General features: G+C 61.8%; 22 protein-coding genes. 6 read left to right on the top strand and 16 right to left on the bottom strand.

Annotation, left to right across the window (positions count from 1 at the left end):
* Positions 1-192: 192 nt before the first annotated feature.
* From NKT35_RS14305 to NKT35_RS14295, 3 genes are all read right to left on the bottom strand, one after another.
* A complete protein-coding gene (locus NKT35_RS14305; RefSeq protein ID WP_254293804.1) occupies positions 193-1,419 on the bottom strand; it encodes an IS256 family transposase in 1,227 nt (408 codons plus the stop codon).
* Between the two features lie 624 nt (positions 1,420-2,043).
* Positions 2,044-2,184, bottom strand: a complete 141-nt coding sequence (locus tag NKT35_RS14300) for a hypothetical protein (protein WP_254294044.1) — start codon at positions 2,182-2,184, stop codon at positions 2,044-2,046.
* Between the two features lie 112 nt (positions 2,185-2,296).
* On the bottom strand, positions 2,297-3,478 hold the full coding sequence (locus NKT35_RS14295; RefSeq protein ID WP_254294042.1) for a DesA family fatty acid desaturase: 1,182 nt from the start codon (positions 3,476-3,478) through the stop codon (positions 2,297-2,299).
* A gap of 159 nt (positions 3,479-3,637) precedes the next feature.
* On the opposite strand from NKT35_RS14295, the gene NKT35_RS14290 reads away from it, so the two are divergent.
* Positions 3,638-5,233: a YdgA family protein gene (locus NKT35_RS14290; protein ID WP_254294039.1), complete on the top strand. Its 1,596-nt coding sequence runs from the start codon at positions 3,638-3,640 to the stop codon at positions 5,231-5,233.
* A 143-nt stretch (positions 5,234-5,376) separates the two neighbouring features.
* Here NKT35_RS14290 and bfr read toward each other — a convergent pair whose 3' ends face one another.
* Both bfr and NKT35_RS14280 read right to left on the bottom strand, forming a co-directional pair.
* Positions 5,377-5,853, bottom strand: a complete 477-nt coding sequence (gene bfr, locus NKT35_RS14285) for a bacterioferritin (RefSeq protein ID WP_254294037.1) — start codon at positions 5,851-5,853, stop codon at positions 5,377-5,379.
* Positions 5,854-5,961: 108 nt separating this feature from the next.
* Positions 5,962-6,162, bottom strand: a complete 201-nt coding sequence (locus tag NKT35_RS14280; protein WP_254294035.1) for a (2Fe-2S)-binding protein — start codon at positions 6,160-6,162, stop codon at positions 5,962-5,964.
* Between the two features lie 167 nt (positions 6,163-6,329).
* Here NKT35_RS14280 and NKT35_RS14275 point away from each other — a divergent pair, with 167 nt between their 5' ends.
* From NKT35_RS14275 to mnmA, 3 genes are read left to right on the top strand one after another with little or no spacing between them, the layout of a single operon-like run.
* Positions 6,330-6,689 (top strand): NUDIX domain-containing protein, encoded by a 360-nt coding sequence (locus NKT35_RS14275; RefSeq protein WP_254294033.1) that lies wholly within the window; start codon positions 6,330-6,332, stop codon positions 6,687-6,689.
* A gap of 18 nt (positions 6,690-6,707) precedes the next feature.
* Positions 6,708-7,316, top strand: coding sequence for a hypothetical protein (locus NKT35_RS14270; protein ID WP_254294031.1), 609 nt, complete (start codon positions 6,708-6,710; stop codon positions 7,314-7,316).
* Positions 7,313-8,389, top strand: a complete 1,077-nt coding sequence (gene mnmA, locus NKT35_RS14265; RefSeq protein WP_371926352.1) for a tRNA 2-thiouridine(34) synthase MnmA — start codon at positions 7,313-7,315, stop codon at positions 8,387-8,389. The genes NKT35_RS14270 and mnmA overlap by 4 nt, the downstream gene beginning before the upstream one ends.
* Before the next feature lie 58 nt (positions 8,390-8,447).
* Here mnmA and NKT35_RS14260 read toward each other — a convergent pair whose 3' ends face one another.
* Positions 8,448-9,704, bottom strand: a complete 1,257-nt coding sequence (locus tag NKT35_RS14260; protein ID WP_254294029.1) for an MFS transporter — start codon at positions 9,702-9,704, stop codon at positions 8,448-8,450.
* A gap of 98 nt (positions 9,705-9,802) precedes the next feature.
* On the opposite strand from NKT35_RS14260, the gene NKT35_RS14255 reads away from it, so the two are divergent.
* Positions 9,803-10,687: a LysR substrate-binding domain-containing protein gene (locus tag NKT35_RS14255; RefSeq protein WP_254294028.1), complete on the top strand. Its 885-nt coding sequence runs from the start codon at positions 9,803-9,805 to the stop codon at positions 10,685-10,687.
* Here the strand turns inward: NKT35_RS14255 and NKT35_RS14250 are convergent.
* Both NKT35_RS14250 and NKT35_RS14245 read right to left on the bottom strand, forming a co-directional pair.
* Complete coding sequence (locus NKT35_RS14250; protein ID WP_254294026.1) at positions 10,684-11,424, bottom strand: SDR family oxidoreductase; 741 nt, start codon at positions 11,422-11,424, stop codon at positions 10,684-10,686. The genes NKT35_RS14255 and NKT35_RS14250 overlap by 4 nt on opposite strands.
* 2 nt (positions 11,425-11,426) lie before the next feature.
* Positions 11,427-12,359: a prephenate dehydrogenase gene (locus NKT35_RS14245; RefSeq protein ID WP_254294024.1), complete on the bottom strand. Its 933-nt coding sequence runs from the start codon at positions 12,357-12,359 to the stop codon at positions 11,427-11,429.
* Positions 12,360-12,404: 45 nt separating this feature from the next.
* Between NKT35_RS14245 and NKT35_RS14240 the strand changes: the two genes are divergently transcribed.
* Complete coding sequence (locus tag NKT35_RS14240) at positions 12,405-12,665, top strand: DUF4936 family protein (protein WP_254294022.1); 261 nt, start codon at positions 12,405-12,407, stop codon at positions 12,663-12,665.
* Between the two features lie 162 nt (positions 12,666-12,827).
* Here the strand turns inward: NKT35_RS14240 and NKT35_RS14235 are convergent, their stop codons facing one another.
* The 8 genes from NKT35_RS14235 to NKT35_RS14200 all read right to left on the bottom strand — a co-directional run bounded on the left by NKT35_RS14235 (position 12,828) and on the right by NKT35_RS14200 (position 20,988).
* Positions 12,828-14,009 carry a dicarboxylate/amino acid:cation symporter gene (locus NKT35_RS14235; protein ID WP_254294020.1) on the bottom strand — a complete coding sequence of 394 codons (1,182 nt, stop codon included), beginning with the start codon at positions 14,007-14,009 and terminating at the stop codon, positions 12,828-12,830.
* 148 nt (positions 14,010-14,157) lie between these two features.
* Positions 14,158-14,970 (bottom strand): aminodeoxychorismate lyase, encoded by an 813-nt coding sequence (pabC, locus tag NKT35_RS14230; protein WP_254294019.1) that lies wholly within the window; start codon positions 14,968-14,970, stop codon positions 14,158-14,160.
* A complete protein-coding gene (locus NKT35_RS14225) occupies positions 14,970-16,262 on the bottom strand; it encodes an aminodeoxychorismate synthase component I (protein ID WP_254294017.1) in 1,293 nt (430 codons plus the stop codon). The genes pabC and NKT35_RS14225 overlap by 1 nt, the downstream gene beginning before the upstream one ends.
* Before the next feature lie 134 nt (positions 16,263-16,396).
* A complete protein-coding gene (gene fabF / locus NKT35_RS14220) occupies positions 16,397-17,638 on the bottom strand; it encodes a beta-ketoacyl-ACP synthase II (RefSeq protein ID WP_254294015.1) in 1,242 nt (413 codons plus the stop codon).
* 166 nt (positions 17,639-17,804) lie between these two features.
* A complete protein-coding gene (gene acpP, locus NKT35_RS14215; protein WP_254294013.1) occupies positions 17,805-18,044 on the bottom strand; it encodes an acyl carrier protein in 240 nt (79 codons plus the stop codon).
* A gap of 109 nt (positions 18,045-18,153) precedes the next feature.
* Positions 18,154-18,891 (bottom strand): 3-oxoacyl-ACP reductase FabG, encoded by a 738-nt coding sequence (gene fabG, locus NKT35_RS14210; RefSeq protein WP_254294011.1) that lies wholly within the window; start codon positions 18,889-18,891, stop codon positions 18,154-18,156.
* A gap of 80 nt (positions 18,892-18,971) precedes the next feature.
* Positions 18,972-19,901: an ACP S-malonyltransferase gene (gene fabD, locus NKT35_RS14205; RefSeq protein WP_254294009.1), complete on the bottom strand. Its 930-nt coding sequence runs from the start codon at positions 19,899-19,901 to the stop codon at positions 18,972-18,974.
* A 127-nt stretch (positions 19,902-20,028) separates the two neighbouring features.
* Positions 20,029-20,988 carry a beta-ketoacyl-ACP synthase III gene (locus NKT35_RS14200; RefSeq protein WP_254294007.1) on the bottom strand — a complete coding sequence of 320 codons (960 nt, stop codon included), beginning with the start codon at positions 20,986-20,988 and terminating at the stop codon, positions 20,029-20,031.

Here is a 20,988-nt window from a genome sequence, read left to right as displayed (position 1 = left end):
TAGAAGTCGACGAATCCGCGAATATCGCAGCCATCTGCTCAACATTGGCCATCCACCGAGACACGGAGGGCCACTTCCCATCAAACAACCTGTCGGCAAGAAGAAGTCGATATGGCTCTCCGAACTCCTTTCCAGCCAAACTGTTTCGCAGTATCGGGGCGTGTCCGAATTTTTGTGTAAACGGGGTTTGGGTTACGCCTGTGGAATGCGTTCCTCGAACTGAATGGTAAAGCGAGTCAGCGCTGCCTTCCAATCCCGAATCGGCATGGTCCACTTCTGACTGATGTTCCTTAGCGCCAGATAGAACAGTTTCAGCAATGCCTCATCACTCGGGAACGAGCCCCGATTCTTGGTCAGCTTTCGCAGACTCATATTCACCGACTCGATGGCATTAGTGGTGTAGATCACTTTCCTGATCTCCGGCGGGTAGTCGAAGAATGGCGTCAACCGAGCCCAGTTGCGCCGCCAGGACTGACCAATTGGCAAATACTCGTCATCCCACTTGGCCTCAAACTCACCTAGCCGCTGCTCAGCTTCGTCGAGGGTGGCCGATTGGTAGATTCGCTTCAGGTCGGCGGCTACTTCAGCACGCCGCTTCCACGACACGTAGTTCAGGCTGTGTCGCACCATGTGCACGATGCACAACTGCACCGCTGCTTTCGGGAAGACCGCCTCGATCGCTTCCGGGAAACCCTTCAGACCATCGACGCAGGCGATAAAGATGTCCTGTACGCCCCGGTTACGCAGCTCGGTCACGACCTGAAGCCAAAACTTGGCTCCTTCCGTCTGAGCCAGCCACATCCCCAGAACCTCCTTCTCTCCAGCCAGGGTAATACCGATGGCGAGATAGACGGCTTTCACACGTACAGCTCCCTCACGTACTTTCACGTGGATGCAGTCGAGGTAGATGATCGGATAGAGCGAGTCCAGGGGGCGAGCCTGCCACGCCTTGACCTCTTCTGTGACGGAATCGGTGATGGAGGAGATCAGGCTGGGCGAGACCTCGGTGCCGTACATCTCTTCCAGATGGGCCTGGATTTCCCGAACAGTCATACCACGGGCGTAAAGCGAGATGACTTTGTCGTCGAAGCCGGTCCAGCGGGTCTGGTGCTTGGGAATGAGTTGCGGCTCGAAGGTACCCTGGCGGTCTCGTGGCACTTCGATAGGCAATTCGCCGAACTCGCCCTTGAGGGTCTTGCGGCTCTTGCCGTTCCGGGTGTTGCCGGCTGGATTGAGCACCGGCTCGTGTTTGCTATGGCCGAGGTGTGCGGCCATCTCAGCATCCAGTGCTTTCTCGACCAGCAGCTTGGTCAGTTGCTTGAGTAGGCCGTTCTCACCGATGAGGTCTTCGGGCTTCTGATAGTCGGCCAGCAAGCTGTCCAGTAGTGTGTCAGGTACGTCGTGTTTCTTTGAGCTCATTGTGTCTCCAGACTAGGTGGCAGTTTCCTGCCAAATGTCCGTTTACACAAAATTCAGTACACGCCCTCGCCAGCACTCGTCGTTCAGCTTCCACTACGATCGTTTGGCCGGCAGTCACGCTATAGTTAACTTCCGGAACTGCACGCGCCTTGCCCGAGTAGGTCATATTCTCGAAGTTGTACAGTTCGTAGACTTCCACCTCCGCGGTGCTCAGGAAGTAGTAAATGTCGTCCGAAAGTTCGGTAGTAATTGGGTTAGGGGTCTCGGGCAGCTGAAGCACCACTAGTTCGACGACGAACCAATCACCTCGCCCGACCCTCAGAGCACTGCGAGAGCGAATCTTTGCAGGATACCGAGTGTCTGCCTTGCAGCGGTCTAGCTCCGACGCAATCAGACTTTGCAGATCTACCGAGCTTGCGAACTGGCGAAAGCGCTCCTCGTGGGCGGCAAGGTGCCGCACCGGATCGCCATTCAGATGGGCCGCAAAGTCACTAAAAGTCTGTGTCATAGCTGTTAAGTCGCATCATGTTATTCCCGGCGAGCCGGGGCTGAGGTTTATCAAGACCGAATGGACCTGCGGGCATTGAGTAGCTACAGAAATGCCCGCGGCCATCCGGCTAGCGATCACCAGACGAGGAAGAGCGCGATCAGCCCTGCAGAGATGGCCGGAATAATCTGTTGCGCGCCACTGGAAGTGCAGGCGGTCGCCTCCCACTCAAGCGGCACCATGTTCACTATTGGTAGGTTCACGGCTTCTCGTTTCATAAAAGCTCCTTAGGTGTGAAGTTAATTGAAGATCACCAGCCTCTACGCGGCGCAAAACAAAAGGCCGCATCCTGATCAAGATGCGGCCTCGTCGAAAATCAAATTGCCAGCATTACGCCAAAGCGGTTTGCCTCAAGCTCCGCGAGAAACGCTCCAATGCGGCGATGCCGGAGGCTTCCGCCCGCGCGCACCAGTCCTGCAACTCCTTGAGCAACTGTTCGCGGGTGAGATTGGAACGCTCCCACAAACGGGTCAGCTCCTGCCGCATATTGTAGATGGTGGCCAGCACCTGGCTTTGCGCCAGCAGCTCGGCCAGTTGCTCGCGCTCGACTTCCGGCGTGTCCTTGGCATCCTGCTTCAGCCACACCTTCATCTTGCGGCGGAAATCGGCGTTCGGCAGCTCCGGCAAACTCAGCTGGGCCAGTTCGGAGCCATACTCGGCCCGCAGTTCGCGCGCATAACGGGCGGCAATGGCGTAGCGGTTGGAAATAATCGCCTGCAGATGCTCCAGGTCCAACTGCGGACGGGACGGATCCTGCGCCAGTTGCGGCGCCACGCGGCGCACCGTGGCCAAGCCCAGCACGGACAGGATGCGGATATACATCCAGCCGATGTCGAATTCGTACCACTTGTAAGAGAGCTTGGCCGAGGTGCCGAAGGTGTGGTGGTTGTTGTGCAGCTCTTCGCCGCCCACCAGAATGCCCCAGGGCACCAGATTGGTGGAAGCGTCCTCGTTCTCGAAATTGCGGTAGCCCCAATAGTGGCCGAGTCCGTTGATCACGCCCGCCGCCCAGAACGGAATCCACACCATCTGCACCGCCCAGATAGACAGGCCGATGGGTCCGAACAGCGCCAGATCGATGATCAACATCAGCACGATGCCCTTGGCGTTGTGCTTGCTGTAAACATTGCGCTCCAGCCAGTCGTCCGGCGTGCCGTGGCCGAACTTGTCCATGATGGACTGGTCTTTGCAGGCGGCGCGGTAAAGCTCGGCGCCCTCCCACAACACTTTCTTGATGCCGAGGATTTGCGGGCTATGCGGATCCTCCAGGCTTTCGCAGCGCGCGTGGTGCTTGCGATGGATGGCCGCCCACTGCTTGGTGACCATGCCGGTGGTCAGCCAAAGCCAGAAACGGAAGAAGTGGCTGGGCAGCGGATGCAAATCCAGCGCGCGATGGGCCTGATGCCTATGCAGGAAGATAGTGACGGAAGCGATGGTGATGTGGGTCAGAATCAAGGCGGCGACAATATTGCCCCACCACGGCAAATCAAGCAGACCGTTGAGCCAGTTCATGTAGCTGCGACTTCCTGTAATCTAGATGTAAAACTCTATTCTATAACACACCCTTGCCCATCAGGGGCATTTTTTGCCTGCGCTTTCAGCCGAAAGCGCACCGCGCCCGGCATTGGTGTACCATAGGGCTTCATTTCACCCTAGTTCAGAAAAATACGCGTGTTGCCAAAACGTCGACTGATCATCGCCGGCGCCGCCGTCGGCGGCTTGTTCGTCCTGTACGCCGCCTCCAGCTACTGGGCCGGCGTCAAGGCTGAAGAGACCCTGCAGGAACAGCATCGGATGCTGGCTGGTTTGCCGCTGTTCAAGGTCAAATCGCACAGCTACGAGCGCGGCTGGTTCTCGTCCACCGAAACCACCGAGCTGGTGTTCAACCGCCGCCTGTCGGGGCCGTATGAGAACATGCTGCCCGACAATATGAAGCCGCTGCTGAACTCGACCATCAAGTTCACCAACCATGTCCAGCATGGTCCGCTGCCCGGCTTGTCGGCGTTTGACCTCCACCCGGCGCGCGCCTTGGTGCGCACCGAGTTCGCGATGAGCGACGCCACGCGCAAGACGCTGAAAACCTTCTTCGGCGAAAAAGAGCCGATCACCATCACCAACCGCATCGGCTTCGGCGGCGGCGGCTTGCTGGATGTCACCGTGCCCTCCTTCGATTACGAAGAGGCGCTGTCCGGCGTCAAGATGAAATGGAAAGGCTTCGACCTCAAGGTCGACTACGCCCAGGGCTATCAGGAATACAAAACCGAGGCGGTCTCGCCCGGCTTCCTGCTGGAGGCCGCCAGCAAGGGCAATATCTCCTTTGAAGGCGTGCGCTACATATCCGACATGCGCCCCGGCAATACCGGCGTCAAGCTGGGCACCAGCGAGCTCGCCATCGGCAATGTCCAGCTCAGCTCGCGCGAAAGCGTGCCTTACAGCCTGAAGCTGAACGAGTTGATCTATCTGATGACGCGGGTGCGCGTCGGCGAGTTCGTCAACCCGTCCGGCGAGTTCAAACCGTCGTCGGTGGTGCTGAAGAATTTCAATTACCAGATCGTGACCAGCGAGCAGGACGAGTTCGTCAACACCCGCGGCAAGGTGAACTTCGCAGAATTGAGCTTCAACGAGCACCGCTACGGCCCGATGCGGCTGGACGTGTCCGCCAACCACCTGCACGGCCCCACCCTGGTCAAGCTGGACAAGGCGATCAGCGAGATTCCGTTCGAAGGCGTGGACCCGACGCTGCTGCGCAAGCAGTACGTGGACACCATCAAGAAGAACGCCATCCCCTTGCTGCAGAACAACCCCAAGCTGCTGATCAACGAGTTCTATCTCAAGATGCCTAGCGGCGAAGCCACGCTGCAGGGCAGCCTGGGCATGAACGGCTTCACCCCGGCCGACCTGAACGACATCACCCTGCTGGCCAAGCGCATCGAGGCGGATGCCAAGCTGAGCTTGCCGCGGCAAACGCTGGAAGACTTGGTGCTGACGCAGGCGCGCAATCTGTTCACGGTGGACCACACCGCGGAAGACCAGCCGAACATGCAGGAAGTGGACGATCTGGCCAAGAGCCTGCTGGACAGCCAGCTGTCGCAATGGAAGTCGGAAGGCTATATCGTCGAAGACAATGGCCAGATCTCCACCGATCTGAACTACGACGCCCGCGGCCTGACCATCCACAAGAAAAAAGTCGCCCTGCCCTGGGAAGAGGCGGAGGAGGCTGCGGCAGGAGACGCCTCGGCGCCCGCCGCCGCGCCGGCCAAGAAGTAGACGGCCACCGCCTCCGCGATGACGGCCCGCCAAGAAGCGGGCCGTTTTTGCGTCCAGGCCTCGGGCTCCGCGCAAAGGACGCAAAAAAGCCGCAGGCAAAAACGCTGCGGCTTCAGGATGGGTCCAACGCTATCGACTGAAGATCAGGACGCGTCTTCCATCTGGCTTTGCAGATAGTTCTGCAAGCCCACCTTCTCGATCAGGCCCAACTGGGTTTCCAGCCAGTCTATGTGCTCTTCCTCGCTTTCGAGGATATCTTCCAGCAGGTCGCGGCTGACATAGTCCTTGGCGGTTTCACAGTAGGCGATGGCCTCCTTGAACAGCGGCAGCGCTTCCATTTCCAGCTTGAGGTCGCACTCCAGCATTTCCTTGGGATTTTCGCCGATATGCAGCTTGCCCAGGTCCTGCAGATTGGGCAGGCCTTCCAGGAACAGCACGCGCTCGATCAGCTTGTCGGCGTGCTTCATCTCGTCGATGGACTCGTGATATTCGTGCTCGTTGAGCTTTTTCAGGCCCCAGTTCTTATACATGCGCGCATGCAGGAAGTACTGGTTGATCGCGGTCAGTTCGTTCTTGAGTATCTGGTTCAGGTACTTGATGACTTTCTTGTCGCCTTGCATGGCCTGCCCTCCTGGAAAATTATCCAGGCATTATGGCACACCAGCGTCTCAGCTCAAGTGAAATCAGGACAGGACAAGAGCAAGCGATTGTCCTGAAAGGGAAAAGATTCAGGCCGCGCTGCGCGCCACCGAGCAAGCCGACAACTCCGTCTGCGCGTCCTTGCGGATTTGATTGGCCATGCAGGCGCATTTGCCGCAATCGGACGCCACGCCCAGCTCGCGGCGCAGATCGCACATGCGCGTCGCGCCGCCATGCACCGCTTGGCGGATCTGGCTGTCGGTCACTGCGTTGCACAGGCAAACATACATGTGGCGGCCTCTCTGGCTACAATCAATAATAGTTATCATCATCATAGAGACAAACAAGAATGATTGTCAATAACACTGATCGCATCTGGAAGCCGAATACAACAGTCGCCGCCATCATCGAGCGTGAAGGCCGTTTTTTGATGATCTAGGAACAGACGCCGGAAGGCTTGAAACTCAACCAGCCCGCCGGCCACCTTGAGCGCGGAGAAACCTTGCTGCAGGCGGTTGTCCGCGAGGCGCGCGAAGAGTGCGGCTGGCGTTTCGCGCCGCGCGGCCTGGTCGGCATCTATTTGGCCGACAAAGCCGACAGCGACATCACCTATCTGCGCTTCGCCTTCCACGGCGACGCGTCGCCGCCATCCTCGCCGCCCTCGCTTGATGAAGGCATCGTTGCCACGCACTGGCTGAGCCGCGAGCAAATCGCCGCCCAAGCCGAACGCCTGCGCAGCCCGGTTGTGATGCAATGCATCAATGATTATCTTCATGGCATAGTATATCCATTGGAATTGATCCACGATCTACGCTAACGCCAGGAAATCCCGCCTATGATCCGATGCCTGCTGCCCGCGCTGCTGCTGATTGCCGCCATCCTCCCCTATGCTTCGGCGCGCGCCGATGGGCTAAACATCTGTTATCATTACCGATGTTCCAGGCAGGCCTACTTCGATATCTCCGATGAAGAGCGCGATTGGCTGGCGGCGCGGATGGCGCAAGCGGACTCAGCGGAAAGCGAGCGCGCGGCAGTCGGCGACGCGGTGCAGACGCTGTATTTCATCGCCGCTCGCTTCACCCCCATCTGGCAAGACAAAGGCGGCAATATTCATGACGGCCCCGCGGAAGGCCGGATGGATTGCGTAGACCACAGCAGCAACGTCACCACCTTCCTGCATTATCTGGAACGACAGGGCTGGTTGAAATTCCACCATGCGGCACAAGCTGAATGGCGTGCGCCGCATATTCTGGATCTGCACTATACCGGCGTGCTGCATGACGACGCCGCCAATCAGGATTGGGCGGTGGACACTTGGTTCAAGGATTTCGGGGAACCGCCCGTGGTGGTTCCCCTTTCAGTTTGGATGACGGGATACGAGCCCCCGGCCGTATCCGAGCCTGTTGAGCAGGCAAGCAAAAGCAAGGAAGGAAATGCCCCGTGACGGGTAAGAAACGCATAGTCGTCGGCATGTCCGGCGGCGTGGATTCGTCGGTGACCGCCTGGCTCTTGAAGCAGCAAGGCCATGAAGTGATCGGCGTGTTCATGCAAAACTGGGAAGACGACAACGACGACGAATACTGCTCGATCAAGCAGGACGCGCTGGACGCGATGAGCGTGGCCGACATCGTCGGCATCGACATGGAAATCGTCAACTTCGCCAAGGAATACAAGGACCGCGTGTTCTCGTACTTCCTGAAGGAATATTCGGCCGGCCGCACGCCCAATCCGGACGTGCTGTGCAACGCCGAGATCAAGTTCAAGGCCTTCCTCGATTACGCGATGGAACTGGGCGCCGACTGCATCGCCACCGGCCACTATGCGCGCAAGCTGGAAAAAGACGGTACCCACTACCTGATGAAGGCGGTGGACCACACCAAGGACCAGAGCTACTTCCTGTACCGCTTGCAGCAGCACCAGCTGGCCAAGGCGATGTTCCCGCTGGGCGACATCCGCAAGACCGAAGTGCGCAAGCTGGCCGAGCAGGCAGGCCTGCCCACCGCGGCCAAGAAAGACTCCACCGGCATCTGCTTCATCGGCGAGCGCCCGTTCCGCGAGTTCCTGCAGCGCTATCTGCCCACCTCGCCCGGCCAGATGGTGACGCCGGAAGGCAAGACCGTCGGCGAGCACATCGGCCTGATGTATTACACCCTGGGCCAGCGCAAGGGCCTGACCATAGGCGGCAGCAAGGACGGCAATGGCGAACCCTGGTTCGTCGCCGGCAAGGACATACCAGCCAACAAGCTGATCGTGGTGCAGGGCCACGACCACCCGCTGCTGCTCAAGCCCACGCTCTCCATGGCGGACCTGAGCTGGACGCTGCCTAGCGCGCCCGCCGCTGGCGAATACAGCGCCAAGAACCGCTACCGCATGGCCGACGCGGCTTGCTCGCTGTCGCCCATCGTCGACGGCCAGGCCAGCCTGACCTTCCAGGAAAAGCAATGGGCGGTGACGCCGGGCCAATCGGCCGTGCTATACGATGGCGACATCTGCCTGGGCGGCGGCATCATCCAGTAAGCCGTCCCCATCACGACAAAGCCCCGCGCTCTTCACGCGGGGCTTTTTGCTTCTACAGCTAAGCATTCTGCGGCAGCGGCTGCAGGCGGCGCAACCACAAGGCCACCGCCAGCAAGGCCAATAAACCGACCGCCAAGGCCGAGGCCACGCCATGCCAGCCCCCCGAACCCCACATCAGGCCCGACAACCAGCCATACACGCTGGAGCCCAGATAGTACGCGCCCAGATACAAGGCCGACGCCAAAGCCTTCGCCTCGCGAGCCCGCAAGCCTATCCAGCTGCTGGCCACCGAATGGCCGGCAAAAAAGCCGAAAGTGAACAGCGCGATGCCCGGCGCCATCAGCCACAGCGTATCGGCCAGCGTCAGCGCCAGTCCGGCCAGCATCATCGCCACCATCAGCCACAATACATTGCGGCGGCCCAAATGGTCGGCCAGCCGCCCCACCCAGGCTGACGACCAGATCCCCACCACATACAGCGAAAACACCCAGGCCAACATACTCTGGCTCAGATGAAACGGCGCCGCCAACAAGCGGAAGCCCAGATAGTTGTACAGGCTGACAAAGCAGCCCATCAGCAGAAAGGCGGTCAAAAACAGCCAGGGCAGTCCGCCATCGCCCAGAATGCTGCCGACTTCGCGCCGCATGCGGGCAAAATCCTGACGGCGGGATTGAAAATGGCGCGACGCAGGCAGCCAGCGCCAGAATAGCCAAGCCCCCAAACATCCCAGCAGCGCCAGCGCCAGCGTGGCGCCGCGCCAGCCGAAATGATCGGCCAGCACCGACGACATGAAGCGGCCGCACATCCCGCCCAAGGCATTGCCGGCGATATACAGCCCCATGGAGTGGCCCAGCGACTTGCCGTCCACTTCCTCGCTCAGATAGGCCATCGCCACCGCCGGCAAACCGGCCAGCGCCGCGCCGAACAAAGCGCGCAACAGCAGGAAATGGCCGAAGCTATCGACAAAGGCCGACAGCAAGGTCAACAAAGCGCCGAGGGACAAGGCGGCGATCATCAAGGCGCGGCGGCCGAAACGGTCTGACAGCAAGCTGGCCGGGATCAGCGCCAAGGCCAGCGCGCCGGTGGACATCGACACCACGCCGCTGGAGGCCGCCGGCGTCAGGCCGAAATCATGGGCGAACATCGGCATCAAGGGCTGCGCGCCGTACAGCATGGCGAAGGTGCAGAAACCGCCGACAAACATCGCGCGGGCGGTGGCGCGGAAAGCGGCGGTGCCGGCTTGCAAGCGGCTAGACGGCGCTTCGGCGGCGGACAGAGCGGAAGAAAAGGCGACAGCGGAAACGGGGATGGACACGGCAATCTTTCTGAAACACCAACGCTGTCAGCTTAGGCTTGGCCAAACTACTGGTCCAATATATATTTCAATCAATATTGATACATAAAATATATTAAATGGAATTGCGACATCTGCGTTACTTCCTGGCCGTGGCCGAGGAACTGCACTTCACCCGCGCCGCCGAGCGGCTGCACATCGGCCAGCCGCCCTTGAGCCAGCAAATCCAGGCGCTGGAAGCGGAATTGGGCGCGCCGCTGTTCCGCCGCCACCAGCGCAAGGTGGAGCTCACCGCCGCCGGCCGCCAGCTGCTGCCGCGGGCGCGGCAGATCCTGGCCGACAGCGCGGCCGCGATGCAGGCCGTGCGCCGCGCCGCCGATGGCGAAATCGGGGAGCTGCGCATCGGCTTCACCTCGTCACTGCCGCTGACACCCATCCTCTACCACAGCCTGCAAAACTATCGCGCCCGCTACCCGGAAGTGAAATTGACGCTGCGCGAGCAGTTCACCGCCGGTCAATTCGAAGCGCTGGAAAAAAACCAGCTGGACCTCGGCTTCGTCCGCTTCAACGGCCCGGCGCCCAGCACCTTGATAAAGGTGGCGGAGCTGCATCGCGACCGACTGCTGGCAGTGCTGCCGGTCTCCCACCCTTTGGCGTCCGCCAGCCATGTGTCCTTAGGAGAATTGTTCCAGGAAGCGCTGATAGGCTATCCGCAGGAATCCGGCGCCGGCTTGCGCGACGTGATTCTGCAATTGGCGCGGCAAGCGGGCATGCCGCTGAATATCGTGCAGGAGGCGGGAGAAGCCATCACCCAGATCGGGCTGGCGGCGGCCGGCGTCGGCGTCGCCATCCTGCCCTCGCCGCTGGAGTGCGTGCAGATACCCGCGGTGCGTTATGTGCCCATCTCGGACGAGGAGGCTTATCTATCGATGGGCATCGCCACCCGGCGCGACCAGGATTCGCCCTTGGTGGCGAACTTCCTGGCCGGCGTGGCGAAAGATTAACGGCCGCCCGATACGTCCAGCAGGCTGCCGGTGCAAAACGACGCCGCGTCGGACAGCAGCCAGACGATGGCCTCGGCCACCTCGACCGCCTCGCCGCCGCGCCGCAGCGGCACCGACGGCGCCAGCCGTTCCACTCGGCCCGCTTCGCCGCTGGCGGCATGGATATCGGTTGCGATCAAGCCGGGCCGCACCGCATTGACGCGAATGCCCTCCTCCGCCACCTCGCGCGCCAGGCCCAAGGTCAGCGTGTCTATCGCGCCCTTGCTGGCCGCGTAGTCTATGTATTCTCCGGCAGAGCCCAGCCGCGACGCGGCCGACGACACATTGACGATGGCGCCGCCGTCGCCGCCATGGCGGGTGGACATGCGCCGCACAGCCTCGCGGCAGCACAGCAGCGGCCCCAGCACATTGACGCGCAGCACCTTCTCCACCCGCTCCGCGCTGTAGCTCTCCAGACGGGCCATGGGCGCGGTGACGCCGGCGTTGTTGACCAAACCGTCCAGGCGGCCGTAATGGCAGAGCACATCATCAAACAGCCTGACGATGGCTTTTTCCTCGGACACATCGGCGCGGAACAATTGCACCGCCTCGCCCAACTCCTCTTTCAATTCCGCCGCGCTGGCTTCGTCAGAGCGATAGTTGGCCGCCACGCGCCAACTGCCCGCCACCAACAAACGCGTGGTCGCCGCGCCGATGCCGCGCGTGCCCCCCGTCACGATCGCTACTTTTCCGCTCACTGCTAGCCCCTTCGCAAAAATTGCTGATGCCAGCGGGTGCGCGCCGCGCGCGCCTCGCCGAATAATTGGTTCAGCCCGGCGGCATCGCCGTTTTCCAGCAAGGCCGCCAGCCGGCCCAAGCCGGCTTGGTAATCGGCCAGTTCGGCCAGCAGCGCCTCGCGGTTGGCCAGGCTGATGTCGGTCCACATTTCCGGATGGCTGCCGGCGATGCGGGTGAAGTCGCGAAAGCCGGTGGCGGCGAAATCGAAACAGCGCTCGGCGTTATCCTTGGCCGCCACCCGGTCCACATAGGCGAAGGCCAGCAAATGCGGCAGATGGCTGACGCTGGCGAACACCGCGTCATGCTCGGCCGCGCCCATGGCATGGATCTCGGCCCCGCAGGCGCGCCACAGTTCCGACACGGTTTCCGACGACTCGGCCAGGGTTTCCTCCAGCGGGGTCAGCACCACGCGGCGGTTTTCATACAGGCCATACTGGGCAGCGCTGGCGCCGGACATGTCCGAGCCGGCGATGGGATGAGCCGGCACGCACCATGGCAGATGATGGGGCAGATGCCGGCGATACAGCGCCGCCACATCGCTCTTGGTGCTGCCGCCGTCGGTGACGACGCAGCCTGGGCGCAGGCTGGCCGCCATCGCCGCCATCAGCGCGCCCATCTGCCCCACCGGACAAGCCAGCAACACCATGTCGGCGCGCGCCGCCGCCTCGGCGATGTCCTGGCTGATCTCATCCGCCACGCCCAGCGCCAAGGCTTTTTCCAGATTGGCCAGCGTGCGGCCCACCCCTATCACCCGTCCCACGCGGCCGGCGCGCTTGAGCGCCAGCGCGAAGGAACCGCCGATCAGGCCAACCCCCGCCACTACCAGTGTGTCTATCCGCTGCTGCACCTGCTCCCCTTGCCTGGCCGCCACCTGGGCGGCATGAAGGTCTATCATAAACAATTTTCATCATCAGGCCAGCCCAAGACTGGGAGGACGCGCATGCCCTGCACGCTGTATTGCTATTTCAAAGTGGAATCGGAAGCGGAAGACACGTTGGCGAGGCTCAAGGCCTTGCAAGGCGAACTGGCGGCCGCCGGCTGGACAGGCCAGCTCTCGCGCCGCTGCGACGACGAGCGCACCTGGATGGAAACTTATTCCGGCATTGCCGACCGAAACGCCTTTCTCGCCATCTGGCGCGGCGCGCGCGAAAGGCATGGCCTGGGCATGGCCGCGCATGTGGAATGGTTTCAGCCGCTGTGAGCGGACAAGAAAATGCCGGGCGCGCGGCCCGGCCAAAAGTAACACGATTAACGAGAGAAACCGAAACTCCGCCTGACGGCACCAGGCAGATCGGCATGGAGAAAGAATATAATCGACACGCCCCTCGCAACCAAATCACTTGTTCTGCTTAGCTAATCACCGTCATCCATTCTGAACGGCGGGTTCGCCCGCAGCCTCCAAACCGCCCAAGCGCTCCACCCATAAGGCGATCACGCCGTCGCCAGCCACATTGCAGGCGGTGCCGAAGCTGTCTTGCGCCAGATACAGCGCGATCATCAACGCCAAGCTGGCCTCGGGAAAACCCAGCACGCTGGAAAGAATGCCCAGCGCCGACATCACGCCGCCGCCCGGCGCGCCAGGCGCGGCCACCATGGTGACGCCCAGCAGCAAAATGAAAGGCAGCATCACCTCCCAACCCGGCACCGCCAGGCCATCGGTCATCAACATCACCGCCGTCGCGCAGCTAACCAGCGTGATGGTGGAGCCGCACAGATGGATGGTGGCGCACAAGGGCATCACAAAATTGGCCACCGGCCGGGCCACGCGCATATTGCCGGCGGAACGCAGCGCCACCGGGATGGTGGCGGCGGAGGACATGGTGCCCAGCGCGGTGAAATAGGCTGGCAGCATGGCGCGGAGCAAAGATAAGGGGTTGCGGCCCAGCAAGGCGCCGCTGAAACCATACAGCACCGCCAGCCACAGGCCATGCAGAGCGATGGCGAGCAGCAACACCGCGCCGAAGGTTTTCAGGGTGGCGAGCGCGGCGCCGGCGGCGGCCATTTCGGCGAACACGCAGGCGATATAAGCGGGCAGCAGCGGCACCAGCACGCGGGCCAGCACCTTCTCGACGATGCCCTTGCCCTGCTCGGCCACTTCTCGCAACCGCTCCGCCCCCGTCGCCGCGATGCCCAGGCCAAAGACAAAGGCCAGCGTCAACGCCGTCATCACGTCGAACAGCGGCTTGATCTCCAGCTTGAACAAAGGCTGGGCCATGGCCTCGGCCGCCTGCGGCGCGGCGGAAGCGGCGCCGGACAGCCATTGCGGCAGCACGGTCGACGCCGCCGAAAACGCCAACACGCCGGACAAAATGGTGGACGCGTAGGCCAGGCCCACGGTCAGGCCCAGCATGCGGCCGGAACCGCGTTCCAGCGAAGCGATCCCGCTCATGATGTAGAACACGATGATCAGCGGGATCATGAAGCCGATGAATTGGCCGAACAGGCTTTTGAAGGTGGCCAGCAGCGCGGCCAACGGCGGCGGCGCGAACAAGCCCAGCAGCAGGCCCAGCGCCATGCCGGCGAGCAGTTTCAGAATCAGTTTCACAGGCGACCTCTTTGTCGGATGTCACAGCCCGATGCCGGCCGCGCAAGCAAAACCTCTCCCTCCGAACGATGCGGATGGCTTTTTCAAAAGGAAATGCCTGCGAAAAGCAGACGGAACGCCGCGCCGCGTGTCCCCTTGGCGCAGTGTTTCAGGCTTGTTGTAGCAAGGCTTGCCGCAGCGTCTGCAGCAAAGGTGAAGGCGACCAGGTCTTGTCGCCCAAGCGGGCGAGCGGCCAGATGCCCATCAGGCTATTGGAGAGAAACACCGCCTCAGCGTCAATCAAATCGGCGGCGGAAAGTCGCGATTCTATAAATTCAAGTCCGAAACTTGAAACATTTTCAGTCAACCAATCTCGCACTGCGCCGTTCACGCCGCAACAATCCAGCTTAGGAGTCAGCAACTGCGCACCGCGCAGCAAGTAGACATTGCTCATCGTGCCCTCCACCAGCCAGCCGTCCTGATCCAACAGCAAGCCCTCCTGAATCGCCGGATCGTCCCACTCGGAGCGCGCCAGCACATTCTCCAGCCGATTGAGATGCTTGATGCCGGCCAATCTGGGCTGGGCGGACAAACGCAGCTCGCACCAGCGCGCATTGACCCCCTGCTCGCCATAGGCGGCCGGATAACCCGCCCAAGGGGAAACCGAGACGATGCGGGTCGAACCCGTCGCGGCGACCATGCTATAGCCGCGCGCGCCGACGCCGCGGGTGACCACGATCTTGCCAACCGCCGACGCGTGCTCGCGCCCCAATTGCAGCAGCTCATCCAACAGCGCCGCTTCATCCGGCAAGGGCAAACGCATGCGCGCCGCGTCGTCGCGCAGCCGCGCATACTGCCAGCGCCACATCCAGGGGATGCCATGCCGCAGCCGCAAGGTGCGGAACACGCCATCGCCGTAAGCCAAGCCGCGGTCCAACGCCGAAACGCTATCGCCCGGCGTGCCGTCGATCAACATCGCCATCAGACGCCGTCCACGCCCAAGGCCCGCAACAGGCCGCGCGCCTTGTGGCGGGTTTCCATCAGTTCGCGCTCGGGATCGGAATCAGCCACGATGCCGCCGCCGGCGCGGAAGCGCAGCTGGCTGCCCTCCTGCATGAAGCTGCGGATCAAGATATTGAAGTCCATGCTGCCATCGCGGTTCAGATAGCCCAAACTGCCGGTGTAAGCGCGGCGAGCGCTGTTTTCCAGCTCGCGGATGATCTGCATGGTGCGCACCTTGGGGCAGCCGGTGATGGTGCCGCCGGGGAACAGCGCGCGCAGCACATCCGCCGGCGCGACATCGTCGCGCAGCTTGCCGCGGACATTGGATTCAATGTGATGGACATAGGCATAACTCGCCACCGCCATCAGCTCATTGACCTCCACCGTGCCCGGCTTGCTGATGCGGCCCAGATCGTTGCGCTCCAGGTCGATCAGCATCACATGCTCGGCGCGCTCCTTGATGCTGGTGATCAGCCGCTTCTTCAATGCCGCGTCCTCGGCCGGGTCCTGGGAGCGCGGATGCGTGCCGGCAATGGGCCGGGTTTCCGCCCAGCCATCCCGCACCCTCACCAGCCGCTCCGGGGAGGAGCTGACGATTTGCGCCTCGCCGAAGTCCGCCAGCGCGGAAAACGGCGCCGGATTGGCTCGGCGCAAGGCGGCGTACAGATCGGGCGCGGCGATGCCTTCGGCCAATTCGGCGCGCCAGCCGCGCGAGATGTTTACCTGAAACACATCGCCTTCGTAGATGTAGCTTTTCAGCCGCGTCACCGCCTCGGTATACCATTCCGGCGGATCCTCCTCCAGCCCCGCCAGCGCGATCGCGCTCGGCGTGAACAAGGGGCACTGGCTCACCAGCCGCTCCAAAGCGTGCCACTCGTCCGCCGTCTCGCCCACCAGCCAAGCCTCCTGCCTGGCTCTATCCACCAGCACGGCGGCCGGCGTGCGCGCCCACACCGCCAAAGGAAAGGTGTCCGGCAAGGCCTGCGGCACATGCGGCTCGAACTCCGACAGCAGATCATAAGCCAGATAGACGAACCAACCGCCGACAAAGGGCAGCTGATGCGGGTTGGACACCGGCTGCGGCTTGAACGCCCTCACCTCATCCAGAAACGCCTGCCCCTCGCCGCCCATGTACACGCGCCGCTCGCGCTGCATCAGCAGCATGTCCCAGCCCTTGTCGCCGGACGATTGCATCAGATAGGGGAAACGCTCCCGCTCGGCGGCATGCAAGGCCAACAGGTCGGGAATGAAGTCGAGTTTCTGCGTGAACATCGGGTGGGGTCCTGCGCCGGCGCGAAGCGCGGCTTTGTTGATGGCATCCCTTAGTAAAAGCGGACGCGAAAAAAGAAAAACCGCTGCGAGTGTAGCGCAGCGGTTCGGTCTGTCAATCGATTGTTGCGGCTGTCTTACACCCGTTTGAACACCAGGGTGCCGTTGGTGCCGCCAAAACCGAAGGAGTTGGAGATGCCGACATCGATCTTCATATCGCGAGCCGTGTTGGCCACGTAATCCAGATCGCAGCCGCCTTCGATATCCTGCTCGACCAGGTTGATGGTCGGCGGCGATACCTGGTTGTGGATGGCCAGGATGGTGTAGATCGCCTCCACGCCGCCGGCGCCGCCCAACAGGTGGCCAGTCATCGACTTGGTGGAGTTGACCACCAGCTTGTTGGCGTGATCGCCGAAAGCCAGTTTGATCGCCTTGGTTTCGTTGGCGTCGCCCAAGGGCGTGGAGGTGCCGTGCGCGTTGACGTACTGCACCGCGTCCGGGTTGATGCCGGCGTCGCGCAGCGCGTTGCTGACGCCGCGGGCCGGGCCTTCGGAACTGGGCGCGGTGATATGGTAAGCATCCGAGCTCATGCCGAAGCCGATCAGCTCGGCATAGATCTTGGCGCCGCGCTTCACCGCGTGATCATAATCCTCCAGCACCAGCACGCCGGCGCCTTCGCCCATCACGAAGCCGTCGCGGCCCTTGTCCCAGGGACGGGACGCAGCGGCCGGATCGTCGTTGCGGGTGGACATCGCCTTCATCGCGGCGAAGCCGCCGATGCCCAGACGCGAAACCGCGCCCTCGGAGCCGCCCGCCACCATGACATCGGCGTCGCCGTACTGGATCAGCCGCGCGGCATCGCCGATGCAATGCGCGCCGGTGGTGCAGGCGGACACGATACCGTAGCTCGGTCCTTGATAGCCCTTCAGGATGGACACCTGGCCGGCGATCAGGTTGATCAGCGAGCCGGGGATGAAGAACGGGCCGATCTTGCGCGGGCCGCCTTCCATCAACGCCACGCCGGTTTCCTCGATCAGCGGCAAGCCGCCGATGCCGGAACCGATGTTGACGCCGACGCGGGTCTTATCCAAGCCGGGAACGTCGTCCAAACCCGCATCCGCCACCGCCTGCAGCGCAGCCGCGATGCCGTAATGGATGAACAGGTCGTTGCGACGCGCCTCTTTAGGCGAGATGTATTCGGCGATGTCGAAATCCTTGACCTCGCCGGCAATCTGGCACGCCATGTCGCTGGCGTCGAAACGGGTAATCTTGCCAATGCCGCTCTTGCCGGCGACCAGATTGGCCCAGCCGGTGGCGACATCATTGCCGACCGGGGACACATGGCCCAGGCCAGTCACTACTACTCTGCGTTTGGACACGAAGAATCTCCGTGAGAGATGGGAGGGCAGTCTCCCGTTGCAACCAAGCGAGTCGAATCGCCCACAAGACAATTCAAACGCACGTTTGGAATTCTCTTAACAAAAGAACCTCTGCAGGCGAGCCGAAGCAACACCGGGCAGAGGTTCAGATCCCGAAAAAAAGGGATTACTTGTTCAGATGAGCGGTGATGTAATCAACAGCGTGCTGAACGGTGGTGATCTTCTCAGCCTCTTCGTCCGGGATTTCGCATTCGAATTCTTCTTCCAGCGCCATCACCAGTTCAACGGTGTCCAGGGAGTCGGCGCCCAGATCGTCGACGAAGGAGGACTCAACCTTCACTTCGGCTTCGTTCACGCCCAGTTGTTCGGCAACGATCTTCTTAACGCGCGCTACGATGTTTTCCATTTGTATAAACCCTTGACCTTTCTGATTCGGGATTACAAAACCCCGGTATTCTACAAAAAAAAATTAGAGCAGCCTACCTAAATCTTGCACTGGCTTGCGCCAGGCAAATTTACGGCATCAGCATGCCGCCATTCACATGCAAGGTCTGACCCGTGATATAGGCCGCCCGATCCGATGCCAGGAAGACCACGGCATCGGCGATATCTTTCACATCGCCCAGACGGCCCAAGGCAATCTGGCCGACCAGCGCTTCGCGCTGCGCCTCCGGCAAGGCGCGAGTCATATCGGTATCGATAAAACCCGGCGCCACGCAGTTGACGGTGATATTGCGGCTGCCTACCTCGCGCGCCATGGACTTGGTGAAGCCCATGATGCCCGCCTTGGCCGCCGCGTAATTGGCCTGGCCCGCATTGCCCATCGCGCCCACGACGGAAGCGATGTTGACGATGCGGCCGGAGCGCGCCTTCATCATGCCGCGCAACACGGCCTTGGATGCTTTGAACACCGACTTCAGATTGGTATCCATGATGGCGTCCCAATCGTCGTCCTTCATTCGCATCAACAGGCCGTCGCGGGTGATGCCGGCGTTGTTGACCAGCACCGCGATGGCGCCGAATTCTTTCTCTACCGACTCAACCAACGCTTCCACAGCGCCTTCTTCAGTCACATTCAGCACACGACCGAATCCGCCCTTGGCGGAAAGGCGTTCGCCGATGGCGGCGGCGCCCGATTCAGAGGTGGCGGTGCCGATCACGATAGCGCCTTCCGCCGCCAGCGCGTCGGCAATCGCCGCGCCGATGCCGCGGGATGCGCCGGTCACCAGCGCCACTTTGCCCTGCAGACTCATCAATCTCTCCTTGTCGCCCGCCTCCGCTCCTGGAGCGGCGCAGGCTATGGCGAGACCGGCGCGCCGGTCTCGCGAAATCTTCACACCAACTCGGCGCGAGCCGCTTCCAGCGCGGCGCGATCCGTCAGCGCCAGACACTTGACGTTGCCGTCGATGCGCTTGGCCAAACCGGCCAGCACCTTGCCCGGACCGCACTCCGCCATCAGCGTAATGCCCTCGGCGGACAGTTTCTGGATGGTTTCAGTCCAACGCACCGGCATGAACAACTGGCGAGTCAGCGCGTCGCGGATCTGCGCCGCGTCACTGTAACTTGCCACGTCGGCATTATGCAATACAGGTATTGCGGGGGCATTGAGATGCACGCTCTTCAATGCCTCGGCAAGACGCTCCGCGGCAGGCTTCATCAAAGAGCAATGCGACGGCACGGATACCGGCAGCGGCAAGGCGCGCTTGGCGCCCTTGGCTTTGCACGCATCCATGGCGCGCTCGACCGCGGACTTATTGCCGGCGATCACCACCTGGCCCGGCGAATTGAAATTCACCGCCTCCACCACCTCGCCCTGAGCCGCCTCCGCGCAAGCGGCGCGGATATCCTCATCGGCCAGGCCCAGAATGGCAGCCATCGCGCCCACCCCTACAGGAACGGCCGCCTGCATCGCTTCCGCGCGCAAACGCACCAGCTTGACCGCCTCGGCGAAAGGCAGCGCGCCGGCTGCGACCAGGGCGGTGTACTCGCCCAGGCTATGCCCCGCCACAACGGACGGTTGCAAGCCGTTCAATTCCTGCCACGCCAGATAGGTGGCATAGCCGGCAGCCAGCATGATAGGCTGGGTATTGACGGTGGCATTGATCGCATCGGCGCTGTCCGCCTGCAACATGGCCCACAAATCCACCGACAGGGTGTCGGAAGCTTCTTCGAAAGTATGCTGAACCACGGGCAGGTCGGCGAAGCCGTCCATCATTTTCAAGCTCTGCGAGCCCTGCCCCGGAAATACAAATGCAAAAGCCATAGTCGACTCCACGGAATTCGACGCCAAGAATGACGCAAAGCAGCCGCGCCTGCCAAGCACAGCCGTCAATAAATTCGGCCAAGCCTAGGCGATTTCCAGCGAAAACGCCACTTCGCGCGTCAAAATATCAGTAGACCAGCAGCGCAGCGCCCCAGGCGAAGCCGCCGCCGATCCCTTCCAGCAACACTTTATGGCCACGCTGAACGCGGCCATCGCGCACCGCCACATCCAAAGCCAGCGGAATCGAGGCGGCCGAGGTATTGCCTTGCTGCGGCAGGGTGACAATCACCTTATCCATAGGCAAGCCAAGATGCTTGGCGGTGGATTCGATGATGCGCAGATTCGCCTGATGCGGCACCAGCCAATCGACGTCCGCCTTGTCCACGCCCGCTTCCGCCAATGTGGAAACGGCGATCTCGGACAGCGACTTGACGGCGAACTTGAACACCGCGGGGCCATCCATATGCAGATACGGAATGCCCTGGATCTTGCCGCCGGAGATTTGCGCCGGCGTATTCAGCAAACCCTGGTAGCGGCCATCGGCCGCCAGCTTGGCGTGCAGAATGCCCGGCTCGTCGGATTCGCCCAACACCACTGCGCCAGCGCCGTCGCCGAACAGCACGCAAGTGCGGCGGTCATCCCAGTCCAGCACCCGCGACATGATTTCGGCGCCGACAACCAGCGCCTTCTTGGCCATGCCGCTCTTGATATAGGCATTGGCGGTATTGAGCGCGTAGATGAAGCCGGCGCACACCGCCTGCACATCGAACGCGGGAATGCCGGGCAGGCCCAGCTTTTCCTGCAAGATGCAGGCGGTGCTGGGGAAAATCATGTCCGGCGTGGTGGTAGCGACGATGATCAGATCGATCTCGCCCTTGCCTATGCCAGCGCTCTCGATGGCGGCTTCCGCCGCCTTCAGCGCGAGGTCGCTGGTTTTATGCTGATCGTCGGCAATATGGCGCGCGCGAATGCCAGTGCGAGAAACAATCCACTCGTCACTGGTCTCCACGCGTTCGGCCAATTGCGCATTAGTGAGCACCTGGGATGGCAAAAAACTGCCGGTGCCGAGAATGCGGGAATAGCCCAT

It is taken from the genome of Chromobacterium sp. IIBBL 290-4 (assembly GCF_024207115.1).
Taxonomy (GTDB): Bacteria; Pseudomonadota; Gammaproteobacteria; order Burkholderiales; family Chromobacteriaceae; genus Chromobacterium.
Note: the sequence above shows the minus strand (reverse complement) of the source record. Positions and strands in the feature narration are given on the sequence as shown.

Coding starts and splice junctions, on each gene's coding strand:
- NKT35_RS14305 (WP_254293804.1), bottom strand. CDS start 1,419: ATGAGCTCAAAGAAACACGACGTACCTGACACACTACTGGACAGCTTG.
- NKT35_RS14300 (WP_254294044.1), bottom strand. CDS start 2,184: ATGAAACGAGAAGCCGTGAACCTACCAATAGTGAACATGGTGCCGCTT.
- NKT35_RS14295 (WP_254294042.1), bottom strand. CDS start 3,478: ATGAACTGGCTCAACGGTCTGCTTGATTTGCCGTGGTGGGGCAATATT.
- bfr (WP_254294037.1), bottom strand. CDS start 5,853: ATGCAAGGCGACAAGAAAGTCATCAAGTACCTGAACCAGATACTCAAG.
- NKT35_RS14280 (WP_254294035.1), bottom strand. CDS start 6,162: ATGTATGTTTGCCTGTGCAACGCAGTGACCGACAGCCAGATCCGCCAA.
- NKT35_RS14270 (WP_254294031.1), top strand. CDS start 6,708: ATGATCCGATGCCTGCTGCCCGCGCTGCTGCTGATTGCCGCCATCCTC.
- NKT35_RS14255 (WP_254294028.1), top strand. CDS start 9,803: ATGGAATTGCGACATCTGCGTTACTTCCTGGCCGTGGCCGAGGAACTG.
- NKT35_RS14245 (WP_254294024.1), bottom strand. CDS start 12,359: ATGATAGACCTTCATGCCGCCCAGGTGGCGGCCAGGCAAGGGGAGCAG.
- NKT35_RS14240 (WP_254294022.1), top strand. CDS start 12,405: ATGCCCTGCACGCTGTATTGCTATTTCAAAGTGGAATCGGAAGCGGAA.
- pabC (WP_254294019.1), bottom strand. CDS start 14,970: ATGGCGATGTTGATCGACGGCACGCCGGGCGATAGCGTTTCGGCGTTG.
- NKT35_RS14225 (WP_254294017.1), bottom strand. CDS start 16,262: ATGTTCACGCAGAAACTCGACTTCATTCCCGACCTGTTGGCCTTGCAT.
- acpP (WP_254294013.1), bottom strand. CDS start 18,044: ATGGAAAACATCGTAGCGCGCGTTAAGAAGATCGTTGCCGAACAACTG.
- fabG (WP_254294011.1), bottom strand. CDS start 18,891: ATGAGTCTGCAGGGCAAAGTGGCGCTGGTGACCGGCGCATCCCGCGGC.
- fabD (WP_254294009.1), bottom strand. CDS start 19,901: ATGGCTTTTGCATTTGTATTTCCGGGGCAGGGCTCGCAGAGCTTGAAA.
- NKT35_RS14200 (WP_254294007.1), bottom strand. CDS start 20,988: ATGGGCTATTCCCGCATTCTCGGCACCGGCAGTTTTTTGCCATCCCAG.